Source organism: Actinomadura opuntiae, assembly GCF_030283205.1.
Classification (GTDB): Bacteria; Actinomycetota; Actinomycetes; order Streptosporangiales; family Streptosporangiaceae; genus Spirillospora.
The window spans coordinates 266215-281720 of record NZ_JASNWF010000016.1 but is presented as its reverse complement, the minus strand read 5'-3'; the positions used below and the strand labels follow the sequence as shown (position 1 = coordinate 281720).

At 73.8% G+C, this 15506-nt stretch carries 16 protein-coding genes; 7 read left to right on the top strand and 9 right to left on the bottom strand.

The genetic code is table 11. The features are described from left to right. The 4 genes from QP089_RS32390 to rimP form a co-directional block, all read right to left on the bottom strand. Positions 1–950 (bottom strand): translation initiation factor IF-2 N-terminal domain-containing protein (locus QP089_RS32390; protein ID WP_285916742.1); only part of this gene is annotated, 950 nt, incomplete at its 3' end. 108 nt (positions 951–1058) lie between these two features. Beyond that, entirely contained in the window at positions 1059–1361 is a 303-nt protein-coding gene (locus QP089_RS32385; RefSeq protein ID WP_285916741.1) for a YlxR family protein, read from the bottom strand. Between the two features lie 4 nt (positions 1362–1365). Further along, positions 1366–2454, bottom strand: coding sequence for a transcription termination factor NusA (nusA, locus tag QP089_RS32380; RefSeq protein WP_285916765.1), 1089 nt, complete (start codon positions 2452–2454; stop codon positions 1366–1368). 25 nt (positions 2455–2479) lie between these two features. Beyond that, positions 2480–3127: a ribosome maturation factor RimP gene (gene rimP / locus QP089_RS32375; RefSeq protein WP_285916739.1), complete on the bottom strand. Its 648-nt coding sequence runs from the start codon at positions 3125–3127 to the stop codon at positions 2480–2482. A 251-nt stretch (positions 3128–3378) separates the two neighbouring features. On the opposite strand from rimP, the gene QP089_RS32370 reads away from it, so the two are divergent. The 3 genes from QP089_RS32370 (at position 3379) to QP089_RS32360 (ending at position 6092) form a co-directional block, all read left to right on the top strand. Continuing rightward, complete coding sequence (locus tag QP089_RS32370) at positions 3379–4356, top strand: ferritin-like domain-containing protein (RefSeq protein WP_285916738.1); 978 nt, start codon at positions 3379–3381, stop codon at positions 4354–4356. Between the two features lie 86 nt (positions 4357–4442). Further along, on the top strand, positions 4443–4943 hold the full coding sequence (locus tag QP089_RS32365; RefSeq protein ID WP_285916736.1) for a hypothetical protein: 501 nt from the start codon (positions 4443–4445) through the stop codon (positions 4941–4943). A 96-nt stretch (positions 4944–5039) separates the two neighbouring features. After that, positions 5040–6092, top strand: coding sequence for a TRM11 family SAM-dependent methyltransferase (locus QP089_RS32360; protein ID WP_285916734.1), 1053 nt, complete (start codon positions 5040–5042; stop codon positions 6090–6092). A gap of 36 nt (positions 6093–6128) precedes the next feature. On the opposite strand, the gene QP089_RS32355 is transcribed toward QP089_RS32360, so the two are convergent. Continuing rightward, the gene (locus QP089_RS32355; protein ID WP_285916732.1) at positions 6129–6830 is read right to left on the bottom strand and encodes an HAD family hydrolase; all 702 of its coding nucleotides are present in this window, start codon (positions 6828–6830) and stop codon (positions 6129–6131) included. A 110-nt stretch (positions 6831–6940) separates the two neighbouring features. Between QP089_RS32355 and QP089_RS32350 the strand changes: the two genes are divergently transcribed. The 4 genes from QP089_RS32350 to QP089_RS32335 all read left to right on the top strand — a co-directional run bounded on the left by QP089_RS32350 (position 6941) and on the right by QP089_RS32335 (position 11028). Continuing rightward, positions 6941–8506 carry an NHL repeat-containing protein gene (locus QP089_RS32350; protein ID WP_285916731.1) on the top strand — a complete coding sequence of 522 codons (1566 nt, stop codon included), beginning with the start codon at positions 6941–6943 and terminating at the stop codon, positions 8504–8506. A 66-nt stretch (positions 8507–8572) separates the two neighbouring features. Then, positions 8573–8842: a hypothetical protein gene (locus QP089_RS32345; RefSeq protein WP_285916729.1), complete on the top strand. Its 270-nt coding sequence runs from the start codon at positions 8573–8575 to the stop codon at positions 8840–8842. 180 nt (positions 8843–9022) lie between these two features. Next, on the top strand, positions 9023–10315 hold the full coding sequence (locus tag QP089_RS32340) for a lysylphosphatidylglycerol synthase transmembrane domain-containing protein (RefSeq protein ID WP_285916727.1): 1293 nt from the start codon (positions 9023–9025) through the stop codon (positions 10313–10315). A 206-nt stretch (positions 10316–10521) separates the two neighbouring features. After that, positions 10522–11028: a flavin reductase family protein gene (locus QP089_RS32335; RefSeq protein ID WP_285916726.1), complete on the top strand. Its 507-nt coding sequence runs from the start codon at positions 10522–10524 to the stop codon at positions 11026–11028. A gap of 18 nt (positions 11029–11046) precedes the next feature. Here QP089_RS32335 and QP089_RS32330 read toward each other — a convergent pair whose 3' ends face one another. The 4 genes from QP089_RS32330 to QP089_RS32315 all read right to left on the bottom strand — a co-directional run bounded on the left by QP089_RS32330 (position 11047) and on the right by QP089_RS32315 (position 15384). After that, a complete protein-coding gene (locus QP089_RS32330) occupies positions 11047–12273 on the bottom strand; it encodes an ROK family transcriptional regulator (protein WP_285916763.1) in 1227 nt (408 codons plus the stop codon). Continuing rightward, positions 12273–13031, bottom strand: a complete 759-nt coding sequence (locus QP089_RS32325) for an ATP-binding cassette domain-containing protein (RefSeq protein WP_285916724.1) — start codon at positions 13029–13031, stop codon at positions 12273–12275. Before QP089_RS32325 ends, QP089_RS32330 begins: the two co-directional genes overlap by 1 nt. A 270-nt stretch (positions 13032–13301) precedes the next feature. Further along, positions 13302–14585: a sugar ABC transporter permease gene (locus QP089_RS32320; RefSeq protein WP_285916722.1), complete on the bottom strand. Its 1284-nt coding sequence runs from the start codon at positions 14583–14585 to the stop codon at positions 13302–13304. A gap of 13 nt (positions 14586–14598) precedes the next feature. After that, positions 14599–15384 carry an ATP-binding cassette domain-containing protein gene (locus QP089_RS32315; RefSeq protein WP_285916720.1) on the bottom strand — a complete coding sequence of 262 codons (786 nt, stop codon included), beginning with the start codon at positions 15382–15384 and terminating at the stop codon, positions 14599–14601. Positions 15385–15506: the final 122 nt, after the last annotated feature.

The following is a 15506-nucleotide window of genomic DNA, read 5'->3' as shown; positions in this document are numbered from 1 at the left end:
GGACCGCGGCCGCCGCCGCCCCCACCGGGACCGCCGCGCCCGGGGGCGCCGGCCGGCCGCGAGGACGGCATGTTCATCGGGCTCGGCCGCGGGCCGCCCGGACGCGGCGGCATGCCGCCGGGGTTCGGGCGCGGGCCGCCGGCGCCCGGGGCGCCGGGACGCGGACCGCCCGGACGCGGACCGCCGGGACGGTCTCCGCCGCGCGGGCGCTCGTCGCGCTCGGGGCGGTCACCGCCCGGCCGCGGGCCGGGACGCGGGCCCGGCTTGGGCGCCTGGCCCATGCCGGTGTTGGTCGAGCTGAACGGGTTGTTGCCCGGACGCGGACGGCCTCCGCCGCCGCCCTGGCCGCCGGAGCGGGGGCCCGGACGCGGGCCCGGCTTGGGCGTGCGGGGGCCCGGACGCGGACCGGCGGGACCGGCCGGGGCGCCCTGGCCGCCGGACGGCGGGGCGCTCGGGGCCTTGGCCGCCGGGACCTGCGGCACCGGCGTGACCGGCGTGCTCGGCGCGGGCGGGACGGGCCTCGGACCCGGCCTCGGCCCGGAACCGGCGGGACCACCGGGACCACTGGGGCCGCCGGCGGGACGCGGCGCGGGGCCGCCCTGACCGGAGCCGGCCGGCGCGGGGCCGCCCTGACCGGGGCGCGGACCGGCGGGCCGCGGGGCCTGCGGGCGCGCGCCCTGAGATGAGGATTCCGACCCGCCTGCGGGCGGGCCGGGTCGCGGCGCGGACGGGCGCGGCCCCTGGGGCCGCTTCTGACCGCCTACGCGCCTGTCCCCCTGCTTGGAGGACGAACCGTTGGAGAAGGCTTCGGTAAGCCTGCGAACGACCGGCGCCTCGATCGTGGAGGACGCCGATCGTACGAACTCGCCCATTTCCTGGAGCTTGGCCATGACGACCTTGCTCTCGACACCGAACTCCTTGGCGAGTTCGTAAACCCGGACCTTGGCCACTGCACTCCCTACTCGGTCCGGGGGTGCGGCCACCGGACCGTCGTTAACCTGCCGTACTCATCGCGGCGTGCTCATCGAGCGCTCATAGCAATCTCGACCTGCTTCCGACTAGACGTCGCTTACCATTCGGCCATCCTGCTGCTGCGCGGCGTTCGCCGCAAGCCGGTCCCGCAGCGCACTGCCGTCGAGCGGACCCGGAAGGCGGAACGCCCTCGGGAACGCCCGACGTCGCTCGGCGAGATCGAGGCACCTCGGATCGGGGTGCAGATGCGCCCCCCGCCCCGGGAGCCGCCCGCGGGGGTCGGGGACGATCTCGCCCTCGACCACCACCAGGCGCAACAGGTCGGACTTGGCCGTGCGAACCCGGCAGCCCACACACGTGCGTTGTGGAGCCGCCCGGCCACGTTCCATGAGTCTACCGCGCCGAGGCGTCGGCGGGACCTGTCGCATGCTCTCCCGATGCGGAAGATCCGGAATCGCCGGCCTCGGCCGTCTTCGCGGAGGTCTCGTCCGCGCCCCGGTCCGGCTCGCTCGCGGGCCGGGCCGGCGCCGGCTCGGTGTCGGACCGGATGTCGATCCGCCAGCCGGTGAGCCGGGCCGCGAGCCGGGCGTTCTGCCCCTCCTTGCCGATCGCCAGGGAGAGCTGGTAATCGGGGACGATCACCCGTGCCACGCGGCCGTCGAGGTCGACCACCTCGACCGCTGAAACGCGCGCCGGGGACAGCGCATTCCCGACGAACTCGGCCGGGTCGTCCGACCAGTCGACGATGTCGATCTTCTCGCCGTGCAGCTCGGCCATCACGTTGCGGACCCGGCTGCCGAGCGGGCCGATGCAGGCGCCCTTGGCGTTGACGCCCGGCTTGCGCGACCGGACCGCGATCTTGGTGCGGTGGCCGGCCTCGCGGGCGATCGCGGCGATCTCCACGGTGCCGTCGGCGATCTCCGGGACCTCCAGCGCGAACAGCTTGCGCACGAGGTTCGGGTGGGTGCGCGACAGCTGCACCGACGGGCCGCGGTGGCCCTTGCGCACCTGCACGACGTAGGCGCGCAGCCGCTCGCCGTGGTCGTAGCGCTCGCCGGCGACCTGCTCCTGCGGCGGCAGCACGGCCTCGAGCCGGCCGAGGTCGACCAGCACGTTCCGCGGGTCCTTGCCCTGCTGGATGATGCCGCTGACGATGTCGCCCTCGCGCCCGGCGTACTCGCCGAACGTCAGCTCGTCCTCGGCGTCGCGCAGCCGCTGCAGGATGACCTGCTTGGCGGTCGTCGCCGCGATCCGGCCGAAACCGGTCGGGGTGTCGTCGTACTCGCGGAGGGCGTTGCCCTCCTCGTCGGTCTCGGTCGCCCACACGGTCACGTGCCCGCTCTTGCGGTCCAGCTCGACGCGTGCGCGCGGCGCCGCGCCCTCCGTCCGGTGGTAGGCGATCAGCAGGGCGTCTTCGATGGCCTTGACGGCCACGTCGAGCGAGATGTCCTTCTCGCTCTCCAGACCCCGCAGGGCGGTCATGTCGATGTCCACGAGGTTCCCCCCTCTAGTCCGGCTCAGCCGGAGAACGCGTTTCCTCGGCCTCGCCGGGCGGAACGGGCGGCTTGAACTCCACCTGGACGCGGCCGCGCCCCAGCTCGCCGTGGCCGAACCGGCGGCGCCGCGTCCCGGTGTCCCCCGGTCCGGCGGACTTGCCGCCGCCCTTGCCGGACCCCTTGGCCCGGACCGGGGCGACGTCGATCTCGACGGCCTCGTCGTCGGCCGCCACCACGCGGCCCTCGACCTGGCCGCCCTCGGCCAGCGGGGCGACGACCAGCCTGCCGACGGCGCGGCGCCAGTGCCGCGGCTCGGTGAGGGGACGGTCGACGCCGGGCGAGGTCACCTCCAGCACGTACGGCGAGGTGCCCATCACGTCGGACTCGTCCAGCAGCGCGGAGGCCTTCTCGCTCAGCCGCGCGATGTCGTCCAGGCCCACGCCGCCGTCGCCGTCCACCACGATCTTGACGAGCCGGCGGCGCCCGGCGGGCCGCACGTCGACCTCCTCCAGGTCGAAGCCCGCCGCCGCGACCGCGGGCGTGAGCAGCGCGGTCAGCTCGGCGATGGCGGCGTCGCGGGGCGGTCGCGCGGGCGCGTCGCCGCGGCCGCCTCGGGCGCGGCCCCCCTGAGCGCGGCCACCGCGGGACTCGACGCTCATGGGACCCACCTCCTGTTGTGCCTTCCCGCCCGCCCGGTGAGGGCGGCGGGACCTGTCGCTGAAGTCACCGCTTGTCCGCTGACTCCTCAAGACTATCGAGAGCCGGACACCTCAGCGGCCTTTCGAACAGCTCACCGGCGCGCCGGATATGGAATGCTTGAGCTGGCCCGATGGACGCGTCCGGCGACCGGCACGGCGCCGGCGGCGCGGCGAGGGCCGCCACCACCACACCACCGGGTGAGGAGACTCCCTTGCCAGAGGCCGTTCCGCGCCCGCCGGGCACCGTGTCGCGCCGGGGTCTGCTGCTGGGCGGCGGCGCCGTGCTGGCACTGCCCTGGCTGGCCGGCTGCGCGGCGGAGGCGGCCGGCCCCCGCCTCGACGTGTCGACGCTCGTCGGCGCGATCACCTCCGAGCAGGACCTCATCGCCACCTACGAGGCGGCGAAGGCCGCGGAGGCGTCGCTGGCCCGCCGCATCGATCCCGTCCTGGCGCACCACCGGCGGCACCTGGCCGTGTTGAAGCGGCACTACGTGCCCGGATCGGGGAACAGGGCGCGCGAGGGCGGCACGATCCCGCCGCCGCACGCGGCCGAGCTGCCCGACGGCGCGGGGCAGATCATGTCCGCGCTGCGGCTGGCCGAGGACCGCGCCGCCACCGCCCGCCGGGCCGACACCGCCAAGGCCCCGCCGGGGCTGGCGCAGCTGCTGGCGAGCATCGGTGCCTGCGAGGCGGGCCACGCCGCGACGGTGCACGCCCATCCGCCCGCCGATCCGGCCGCGTCCGGCGCTGAGGCGATCCAGAAGGCGCTGGCCGCCGAGCACGCCGCCGTGTACGGCTACGGGGTCCTCGGCGGCAAGCTGCGCGGCACCCTGCAGCAGACCGCGAAGGCGTACTGGGAGGCCCACCGCGCGCAGCGCGACAAGCTGATCTCCATCCTGTCGGTGGAGCCGGTCGCCGCCGCGGCCGGGTACCGGCTGCCGGTCAAGGTCACCAGCACGCGCAGCGCCGCCCGGCTCGCCGCCGCGCTGGAGGACGGCCTCGTCCCCGCCTACGTCGGCCTCGCCGGCGCCTCCGCCGCCGACCTGCGCGTCTTCGCCGCCGACGCCGCCGAGCGGACCATGGCGCGGTCGGCGAGGTGGCGGGCGAACGCGGGCGAGGGCGCCCCTCCGGACGCCTTTCCCGGCCTGCCCGCGACGGCCCTCGCGCCTCGTCCGGAACCGGGTGAGTGATCTCCCGCACGCCGGGAACGAATGCGCCCCATGTACGCGTTGTCGCCATTGCACTGGACCACTCGGGGGAGGAGCCCAGACCCGCCATGACCAGCACCCCGCAACGGCACGGGACCGACGTGCCCGGCACCCGCACGCCCAGTGCCCTGGACGAGCTGCGCGCCGCCTACCGCGAGCAGCTGAACCAGCTCGCAGCCGAGCGCGACGAGGCCCGCCGCCAGGCGCGCCGGGCCAAGGCGCAGGCCGCCGTCGCGCGCGCCGATCTTGCCAGCCTGAAAAGCCAGGTGCAGGTACTCCTGTCGGCCGCGGCGCGGCACCTGCCGGACCTTCCGGCGGTGGAGCCGGCGGCCCGTCCCGCCGAGGTCGAGGCCGCGTCCGGTGCCCCGCTCGCGCTTCCGGCCGCCGAGTCGGCGAACGCCGTCCGGCCGGCTGAGGCCGAGCACGCGCCTGCGGTCCCGTCCGTCCCGGACGAGACGGGCGTGGACCGTGCGGCCCGCGAGGTGGAGCGGGCCGGGGGCGAGGCACCGGGGCACCGCGAGACGCGCAAATCCCGAAGGTCCGGACGCAGGCGCGTCCGGACGGGCTGACCGGGGAGGAACGGCCCGCACATGGGCCGTGCGGAGGCCGCCGGGGAGGATTTTCCCGGCGGCCTCTCCTCGCCTGCGAACTGCTAATGTCCTGCGGTGACTTCGTACGGCCTCCTCGTCTCCCCCTCGCACAACCGGGTCTACGCGCAGGCCGCGGCGGGCCTGGTGAAGGCCGAGCTGGCGGTGTTCGGCGAGCGGGCGCTCGGCGGGCGCGTCCGCGACATCGAGGAGACGTCCATCGGCGGCGTCCCCTACGTGACGTTCTCGGCCGACGAACTCACCGAGACCGACGTCCGGCTGCTGTCGAACCTGTCGTCCTTGTACGCGTTGTTCGAGATCGAGGGTGAACTGCTCCGGCCGGTCGAGCTGAAGCCGCTGGACCTGTTCGGCAGCGATCTGCTGACCATCCAGAAGTACTCCGGGAAGACCAACGAGTACTTCACGAAGTTGCTGCTGAACGTCACCGCGATGGCCACCGACTCCCCCATGGACCTGGTGACCGGCAGGCCTCGTCTGCTCGACCCGATGTGCGGGCGGGGCACGACGCTGAACCAGGCCATGATGTACGGGCTGGACGCGGCGGGCATCGACATCGACGGCAAGGACTTCGACGCCTACGCGGCGTTCATCAAGACCTGGCTGAAGAACAATCGCGTGAAGCACCAGGCGGAGATCACGAGCGTCCGGCGGGAGAAGGCGGTGCTCGGACGGCGGCTGCACGTCACGCTCGGGGCGTCCAAGGAGCTGTACAAGAGCGGCGAGACGATGGAGATCACCGTCGTGAACGCCGACTCGGTCGGGGCGGAGAAGTTCTTCCGGCCCCGCTCGTTCGACCTGATAGTGACGGACGCGCCGTACGGCGTGCAGCACGGCAGCCGGGCCAAGGGCGCGCAGCCGGGCCGCAAACAGCAACTGTCGCGCAGCCCGGTGGAACTGCTGGACGCCGCGGTGCCGGGATGGGCGCGGCTGCTGCGGCCCGGCGGCGCCATCGGGATCTCGTGGAACACCTTCGTCGGGCGCCGCGAGGAGCTGGCGGAGATCCTGGCCTCCAGCGGGCTGGAGGTGCAGGACTCCGACGCCTATCTGGGGTTCCGGCACCGCGTCGACCAGGCGATCTCCCGCGACCTCATCGTCGCGCGCAAGCCCTGACCTCCTGGGACGCGGGCCTGGGACGCGGGCCGTTTTCTAGGACGCGTGCCAGGCCTCCACGTGCGGGAGCAGCTCGCCGATCTCGTGGATCAGCGCGTCCGGCGGCGTGAGTCCGGGGCGGGTGAACGCGTGCGTCGTCTGGTGCCAGATCTGGACGGCGCGCAGCCCGACGGCCTTGGCGCCGTGGATGTCGTCGTAGGGGCGGTCGCCGACGAAGACGCAGGAGGCGGGGTCGGTGGCGCCGACCGCCTCCATGGCGGCGCGGAACGCCTCGGCGTGCGGCTTGGTCCAGGGGATCTCGCTGGAGTAGACGGCGCCGTCGAGCAGGTCGAGGACGTCGTCGCGGGCGAAGATCCGCTCGTGCACCTCGCGGCTCCACATGGTGTTGGACAGCACGCCGACCTTGATGCCGCGCTCGCGCAGGGCGCGCAGCAGGCCGGGGACGGCGGGGTCGGTCCAGGTGTGCGGGGTCCACGTCTCGAAGTGGGTGTCGAGCAGGGCGTCGGTGGGCTCCACGCCGGCCAGCGCGAACAGGTCGGAGAGGGTCGCGCTGCGGTGCTCCTCGGTACCGCGCCGCCACAGCTCGAGCTCGGCCTCGGCGAGCGCGGCCACGACCGTCTCGACGCTGTCGGGCGGCAGGTGCGCGGAGCAGATCGCGCGCCACATGTCGGGCAGTTCGACGTCGTGCCAGGGGGTCAGCGTGCCGCCCCAGTCGAAGATCACCGCTTGTAGGGCCATGCCGGAAATCGTAACCATCCGGGCATCGCGCACGATGATCCGTTTACGCGGCGGAACCAGTCCCGGAGGGCGCGACCGGGGCCGCCCTCGTCCCGGTTTAGGAGCCCTCCATGCGCAGACCGCTCGTCGCCTCCGCCCTGTCGGCCGTCCTGCTCGGCGCCGCCGCCGTCCCCGCGGCCGGCGATGCCATCCCGGACGGTCCGGGGAAGGGCCTGGTCCCGCAGTACATCGGCGGTCCGGCGACACCGAAGCCGCTGGCCGGCGAACCGGTTCCGGCGAACCCGCACCAGGGGCCGGTCGGCACGTCGTCGATGCACGCCGACAGCTACGCCTCCGACACCTATCCCTTCATGGGGCCGCTGGGCTGGAACCCGCAGGTGCTCAACGAGGCCAAGGGCGGCGGGCTGCCGGGGCTGTGCTCGACGGTCACCTTCGCGAAGCGGACGAGACTGATCGTCGCGCAGTGCACGAAGGGCCAGAACTTCATGCTGCGGCTGATCGACCCGGCGACGTTGAAGGACCTCGCCACCTACCCGCTGCCGCCCAGGTCGTCCACGGTGCAGGCGGTGTTCTCCGGCAGCCTCGACAAGGTCTTCACCGACACGTCCGGCGGCGCGTACTACTACCTCGACCCGCAGGACCGGGCGGTGCTGGCGGACTCGCAGTTCCATCTGCGCCGGTTCGCGCACGAGAAGGCGGCGAACGGCTCGTGGCGGTTCACGGTCACCGACGACTGGGACCTGTCGCGCTACCTTCCGCACGACTGTGCCACCTGGACGAACCCGTGGCCGAAGGGCGAGTGCGACCCCATCACCGCGGTCGGCCCGGACTGGACGGGCCTGATCTGGTGGATCACCCGCGCCGGACGGATCGGCACCGTGAACCCGCAGTCGGGCGCGGTGAAGATGACGCGGCTGCCGGACGAGCAGATCCAGAACTCGTTCGCCGCCGCCGCTGACGGCGTGTCGATCGTCTCCGACCACGCGCTCTACCGGATGAAGGCGGGACCGGACGGCACGCCGAAGGTGCTGTGGCGCGAGACCTACGACCGCGGCACCGGACGCAAGCCGGGGCAGATCGACCAGGGTTCCGGGACGACCCCGACATTCCTCGGCAAGAAGTACGTGGCGATCACCGACAACGCCGACGACCGGATGCACGTGATCGTGCGGCGCCGGGGCGACGGCGGGCTGGTCTGCCAGGTGCCCGTCTTCAACAGCGGTGCGAGCGCGACGGACAACTCGCTCATCGGTTACGGCAGCAGCCTGTTCGTGGAGAACAACTACGGCTACCGCAACTTCTTCGAGCTGCCGCCCGGCGGGTCGTCCACGGGCGGGGTGAGCCGGGTGGACGTGAACGCGGACGGCAAGGGCTGCCGCACGGTCTGGACGAGCCCGGAGCGGTCGCCGTCCACGGTCGCGAAGGTGTCCGTCCCGGCCGGGCTGCTCTACCTGTACACGAAGGAGCCGCGCAAGGACCTCATCGACGCCTGGTACCTCACCGCCGTGGACGTGCACACGGGCAGGACCGTCTACAAGGTGCTGACCGGCACCGGCAAGTGGTTCGACAACAACTGGGCGCCGGTCACCATCGGCCCGAACGGGACCGCCTACGTCGGCGTGGTCGGCGGGCTCGTGGCCGTCCGTGACCGCGGCCACCTCCGCCAGGCACCGTGAGTAGGCGCGGCGGTATCGGGGATACCGGTCTGATCGGACGAATCAGACACGACCGGGGAGGGGCACATGAGGGCACGCAAGCCCGGTGAGACGCGCGACTTCCGCGAGGACATCGACGACATGGGCGACAACGATCAGGACATCCAGATCGGCCTGACCGAGGAGTACGTGACCGACCCGCCGGACGACCTGAGGATCGAGGATCCGCAGCCGAGCGCGGACGGGGTCAGCATCACCGACTACGAGCGGGAGGCGGACCGGGGCGACGACGAGGAGCGGCCGCGGCCCGACACCGCCGCCGAGTCCGACGCCGTCAACCCGACCCGCCGCCCCTGATCCGCCCCTGATCCGCCGGCGGGCCGTGCGGGGCGACCCCTCCCACGGATCCTCCGGCCGGACCGGTCCCCGGTCAGCCGTGGCAAAGATCACTTTGTGGATTCGTTACCTGCTTCCGGGGAATGTCATACCGAAGCCGTAGGTTGCGCAGGGCGGGCGAACTTGCGAGGTGACCGGGACATGCAGGAGACAGTCGCGGCACCGGCACACCCCCCGGCCGACGTCGCATCAGCCCGTCCGGTCCCGGACGGGCCACGACGAGACGAGCCGATCACGGACGGGCCGTCCACCGACGACCTCTACCCGGGCGCGGACGGCGGCGCGGACCGCGGTGCGCACGCCGCGACGGATGCGCCCTCCCGACCCTGGTGGCGGCGGAGAGCGGGCCTGCTGCTGCAGGTGTCCGTGCTGGTCGCGGTGCTCGCCGCGCTGCCGCTCTACCGCGACTCGCTGCCCGACCTCGGCGCGATGTGGCGGTCCTTCCGGCACGCCGATCCCGGCTGGCTGGCGATGGTGGTGCTCGCGGTGGCGGGCTCCATGGGCGCGTTCGCCCGGCTCCAGCGGCGGCTGCTGCGCATCGGCGGGCTGCGGATGCCGCTGCGCCGCGCGTTCGCGATCACCTACGCGGGCAACGCGCTGTCCACCACGCTCCCGGCCGGGCCGGCGGTGAGCGTCGTCTACACCTTCCGCCAGTTCCGCCGGGGCGGGGCGTCGGCGAAGCTCGCCACGGCCGTGATCCTGGCGGGCGGCGTCATCACCACGACCGCGTACTCGGTGATCGGGCTGGTCGCGCTGCTGGCCGACCGCGACGCGCGGGGCCCGGCGCTGACCGCGCTCGCGGTGCCGGCCGTCCTGCTCCTGCTGCTCGTGCCGCTGCTGCGGTGGCCGCGCCCGCGCGCGCTGCTGACGGCGCCGCTGCGCCGGGCGTACCGTGTCGCGCTGGCGCATCCGCGGCTCGGCCCGCACGCCGAGCGGCTCGCCGGCGTCCGCGACGTGCTGCGCCCGACCGGGCGCGACTGGGCCGCGCTGATCACGCTCTCCACGCTGAACTGGGTGCTGGACATCCTGGCGCTGCTGGCCGCGGCCCGCGCGGTCGGCATCGACGTCGACCCGCACGCGGCCGCGCTCGCCTACTTCGCCGCGCAGGCGGCGGGCAGCGTGCTGCCGCTGCTGCCCGGCGGCCTCGGCGCGGTGGAGGGCAGCATGGCCGCGTCGCTGGTCGCCTTCGGCGCGACGCTGTCCCCGGCCGTCGCGGCGGTCGGCCTGTACCGGCTGGTCTCGTACTGGGCGGTCGTCGCCGCCGGGTGGATCGCCTGGCTCGGCCTGCAGGAGGGGCCGCGGCTGCCCGCGCCGGTGAAGGCCCGGATGGCGGGCGCGGGACGGCTCGTCCTGGACGGCCTGACCTCCACCGCGACCCTCAGCCCGTACAGCGCGGTTCCCCTGGTCGTCCCGGCCGAGGCGCGTCGGCCATAGCCGCGCCTCCCGCCCTTCGGAGCCCCGGACCGTCCACCGGCCCGGGGCTCGGTCATGGGACCGAGACCGGACCGGGACCTTTGACGGAGATCGTCCGCTTTGGGAATCAGCATCCCCGGACGGGGGCTTTAGTGGTCATGACGGCCGCACGCCCCCTGGCCGCGGACGTCCGAGCAAGCACGTGGTCAACCGAAGGGATCGAGTCCATGGCGCACGGAGCCGCGATGCCGGCGACCGTCCTCGACGGCGCGCGGTTCCGGCAGGTGATGGGCCGGTTCGCGACCGGCGTGGTCGCCATCACGGCCGTGGACCCCGGCACGGGACGCCCGACCGGGCTCGCCGCGAACTCCTTCACCTCCGTGTCCCTGGATCCGCCGCTCGTGGGGTTCTGCGTCGCCCACACCAGCACCACGTGGCCCCGCCTGCGCGGCGCCGCCCGGCTGTGCGTCAACATCCTCGGCGGCCATCAGCTGGAGGTCTGCGAGCGGCTGGCCGCCAAGGGCGGCGACAAGTTCGACGGCATCGAGTGGACCGGAACCCCGGACGGCGCCCCGCTCATCGACGGCGCCCCCGCCTGGCTCGAATGCTCCGTCGAGCAGGAGCACGTCGCCGGCGACCACGTCATCGTCGTCGCCCGCGTCCACGCCCTGGACGAACACCACGACGGCCCCCCGCTCGTCTTCTACCGGGGCGCCTACGGTCGAATCGCCTGACCCGGCCTCCTCCGACGATCAGACGCGCGTGTCCTCCGCGGTGCGGAGGCGGGCGAGGACCTGGACGGGGTCGGAGAGGACCTCGGCGAAGGCGAACTCGGCCGCGCCGACGAGGGTGGTGTCGTCGCCGAGGGCGGCGGTGCGGAGCCGGACCTTCTCGCGGGGCGCGTCCAGCGCGCCGGTCGCGAGGACGCTGCGGATCTGGGCGGCGGCGCCGAGGTAGATGTCGCGCAGCGTGCCGCCGAAGATGACCAGGCCGGGGTTGAAGACGTTGACGAGGTTGGCGACGCCGAGGCCGAGCCAGGTGCCGACGCGGTGCAGCGCCTCGCGGGCGACGATGTCGCCGCGGTCGGCGGCGTCCACGACGTCGCGGACGGCGTCGCGGCCCGCCTTGTTCACCGGCTCCTCGCGGCCCGCGTGGGCGAGCAGCGTCCGCTCCCCCACCTCGGCCTCCAGGCACCCCTTGGAGCCGCAGGCGCAGGGCCGGCCGCCCGGGTTGACGATCATGTGGCCGATCTCGCCGCCGAAGCCCTCGTCGCCGCCGAGCAGCCGGCCGTGCGCGATGATGCCGCCGCCGACGCCGACGTCGCCGTGCAGGTAGATGAGGTTGTCGCAGTTCACCCCGGCGCCGCGCTCGTGCTCGGCGAGCGCGCCGAGGTTGGCGTCGTTGCACACCGACACCGGGATGCCGAGGCCGAGCCGGCGCGACAGCGCGTCGCCGAGCCGCAGGTCGCCGACGTCGAGGTTCGGGCCGAACATGATGGTGTCGTCGGAGCGGCGGACGGTGCCGGGGAAGCCGAGCGCCGCGCCGACGCAGACGGCGTCGCGCTCGGCCTTGCGCACCAGCGAGCGGGCGCCCGCGACGAGCATGCCGAGCAGCTCGGCGGGGTCGGAGTCGCGGGCGCGGGTGCCCTCGCGGCGGTCCAGGATGACGCCGCCGAGCCCGACGCGGGCGACGACGAGCCGGTCGACGCCGACCTCGAACGCCAGCACGTACACCCGGGTCGACTCGGGCCGCACCACCAGGGACGGCCGCCCGGCGCGCCGCCCGGGACCGCGCGGCAGCTCCTCGCGCACGAGGCCGGCGGCGGTGAGGTCGGAGGTCAGCGCCATGATGGTGCTGCGGTTCAGCCCGAGGGACTCGGCGAGCGTCGCGCGGGACGCGGGGCCGCGCAGGTGCACGAAGCGCAGCAGCGTCCCGAGGTTGTGCCGCCGGATGTCCTCCTGTGACGGGCCCGCCTTCATCATCGCCGCAGCCCCAGATCGCCGCTGACGCCGGAGGTGATCAGCTCGACGACCTGCCGGTGGGTCACGTCGGCGGTGCGCACCTGCGCGACCATCCGGCCGAGGTACAGCGCGGCGATGCGGTCGGAGACCGCGAACACGTCGTTCATGTTGTGCGAGATCAGCACGACGGCCAGGCCCTTGTCGGCGAGCCGCCGGACGATCTCCAGCACCTGCTGGGTCTGCGCGACGCCGAGCGCCGCGGCGGGCTCGTCCAGCACGACGAGCTTGCTGTCCCACAGCACGGCGCGGGCGATCGCGACGGTCTGCCGCTGCCCGCCCGACAGCGTGGAGATCTTCTGCCGCACCGAGCCCATCGTGCGGACGGACAGGCCGGACAGGGTCCTGCGGGCCAGCTCCTCCATCCCGGACTCGTCGAGCGCGATGCCGCGCCGCTGCTCGCGGCCGAGGAACAGGTTCTGGACGATGTCGAGGTTCTCGCAGAGCGCGAGGTCCTGGTGGACGACCTCGATGCCGAGGGCGGCGGCGTCGCGCGGGCTGCCGAGCCGCACCGGGCGGCCCTCGAAGCGGTACTCCCCCGCGTCCGGCGGGTGGATGCCGCCGATGCACTTGACCAGCGTCGTCTTGCCGGCGCCGTTGTCGCCGACGAGCGCGGTGACCTCGCCCGGGTAGGCCGAGAAGGCGATGTCCTGGAGGACCTTGACGGAGCCGAAGCTCTTGTCGATGCCGCGCAGGTCGAGGACGGGCGTCACTGCCATGCCGAGGGGCTCCCACCGTGCCGCGTCGCCGCGCGCCGATCGGTCGTGGGCAGTGAGCGTATCAGCAGCGTCCGCGGCCCGGGAAACGCGCGCGGCGCCGCCGGGACGCGGCTCCGCGGGGCCGGCGGGCAGGGCGGGGCCGTACGGCAGGGCCCGGGAGCCGGTGGCGCGCGCCATCGGCTCCCGGGCGTCCCGGCCGTTCACGGGGTCCCGGCCTTCGGGGGCCCGGCCTTCAGGGGGTCGGCCTTCAGGGGGTCGGCCGGCACGGGGTCACCGGCCGGTGTTGCTGCGCCGGCGCCGGGCCAGCGCGTCGATGCTCGCCGCGAGCAGCAGCACGACACCGGTGATCAGGAAGCTCAGGTACGCCTTGGTGCCGAGCAGCCCGAGACCGTTGTCGATGATGGCGATGACCAGGCCGCCGAGGACCGCGTCGCGGGCCTTGCCGCGCCCGCCGAACAGGCTCGTCCCGCCGATGACCGCGGCGCCGACCGCGTACAGCAGGGTGTTGCCGCCGCCGGCGTCGGGGGTGACCGAGTTCAGCCGGGCCGCGGCGACGATGCCGCTGATCGCCGCGAACCCGGAGGCGATCATGAAGACGGAGATCCTGATCCGGGTGACGTTGATGCCCGCGCGGCGGGCCGCCTCGGCGTTGCCGCCGACCGCGTAGATGTGCCGGCCGTAGGGGGTCCGGGCGAGCACGAACGTGCAGATGATGAGCAGCACGCCGACCAGCGGGACGCCCCACGGCACGCCGCCGAGGAAGATCAGCGGGCTGGCCGCGCGGTCCTGGCTGAGCAGGTAGGTGCCGAGCAGCACCGCCAGCGCCACGACGACCGACTGGGCGATGACCAGCTCGACGGGCTTGGAGTGCAGGTTGCGGGCCTGCTGGCGGCGCCAGCGCAGCAGCTGCGTGCCCGCGTAGCCGGCGGCGCAGACGGCGGCCAGCACCCACCCGAGCCAGATCGGCATGTTCTTGTTGGCCAGCGCGACGATGAAGTCGTCGCGGACGGGCACCGTGCCGCCCTCGCCGATCAGCTTCAGGGTGATGCCCTGGATGCCGAGGAAGAACGCCAGCGACACGACGAACGAGGGGATGCGCACGACCGCGACCAGCCAGCCGATCGCGGTGCCGACGATGACGCCGACCGCGAGCGCGGAGATGACCGCGACGTACCAGGGCTGGCCGCCATCGATGATCAGCTTGGCCATCACGGCCGCGCAGACGCCGCTCGCCACGCCCGCCGACAGGTCGATCTCGCCCAGCAGCAGGACGAAGACCAGGCCCATGGCCAGGATGACGATGGGCAGCGCCTGGGTGAACAGGTTCGCGATGTTCTGGTTGCTGAGGAAGGTGTTGGGCCGCAGCGCGAAGAACAGCACGATGAGCGCCGCGAGCCCGAGGATGGCGGGCAGCGCGCCCAGCTCACCGGCCCGGATGCGGCCCCAGTAGTCCAGCAGCGCCGAGCGCACGTCGTGCTCGCGCCGGTCGGCGGCGAAGTCGGAGTCCGCCAGCTTCACGGCGGAGTCCCTGCCCTCGGGGAGTTCGGTGGACACCTCGGTCCCCCTTTCAGATGCTCTCGGCGGCGGTCTGCGGCGCGAGGCCGAGATCACCGGATCGGCCGGCGGTGATGAGCTCCACGACCTGGCCGTGGGTGACCTCGGAGCGGGCCACGTCCGCGGCGACCCGGCCGAGGTAGAGGGCGGTGATGCGGTCGGCCACCTCGAACACGTCGTTCATGTTGTGCGAGATGAGCACGACGGCGTGCCCGGTGTCGGCGAGCCGCCGGACGAGGTCGAGCACCTGCCGGGTCTGCGCGACGCCGAGCGCGGCGGTCGGCTCGTCCAGGATGACGACCTTGGACTCCCACAGCGCGGCCTTGGCGATCGCGACGGTCTGCCGCTGCCCGCCCGACAGGCTCGCGACCTGCTGGCGCACCGACTTGACGGTGCGGACCGACAGCCGGGCGAGGGTCTGCCGGGCCGCCTCCTCCATGGACGCCTCGTCCAGCACGATGCCCTTGCGGCGCTCGCGGCCGAGGAACATGTTCTGCACGATGTCGAGGTTGTCGGCGAGCGCGAGGTCCTGGTAGACGACCTCGATGCCGAGGTCGGCCGCGGCCCGGGGACCGTCGACGTTGACCTGCCGGCCGTCGAACTCGATCGTCCCCGAGTCGGTCGGGTAGATGCCGGCGATGCACTTGATGAGGGTCGACTTGCCCGCGCCGTTGTCGCCGACGAGGGCCATCACCTCGCCCAGCCGCACGGCGAAGTCCACGTCGTGCAGCACATGGACGGCGCCGAAGCTCTTGTTGAGCCCGGTCAGGCGGAGGACGGGGTCTCCGTTTTCTGCCACGTGATTCCTTCCAGGGGTAGCGCGGGCCCGTGGCGGGCCCCCGGACGTCCCGGGGTTCCGGGCTCCCGGGACGTCCTCAGCGGACGGGGCCCGCCACGAGGGTCTGCGCCGCCCGGGGAGGG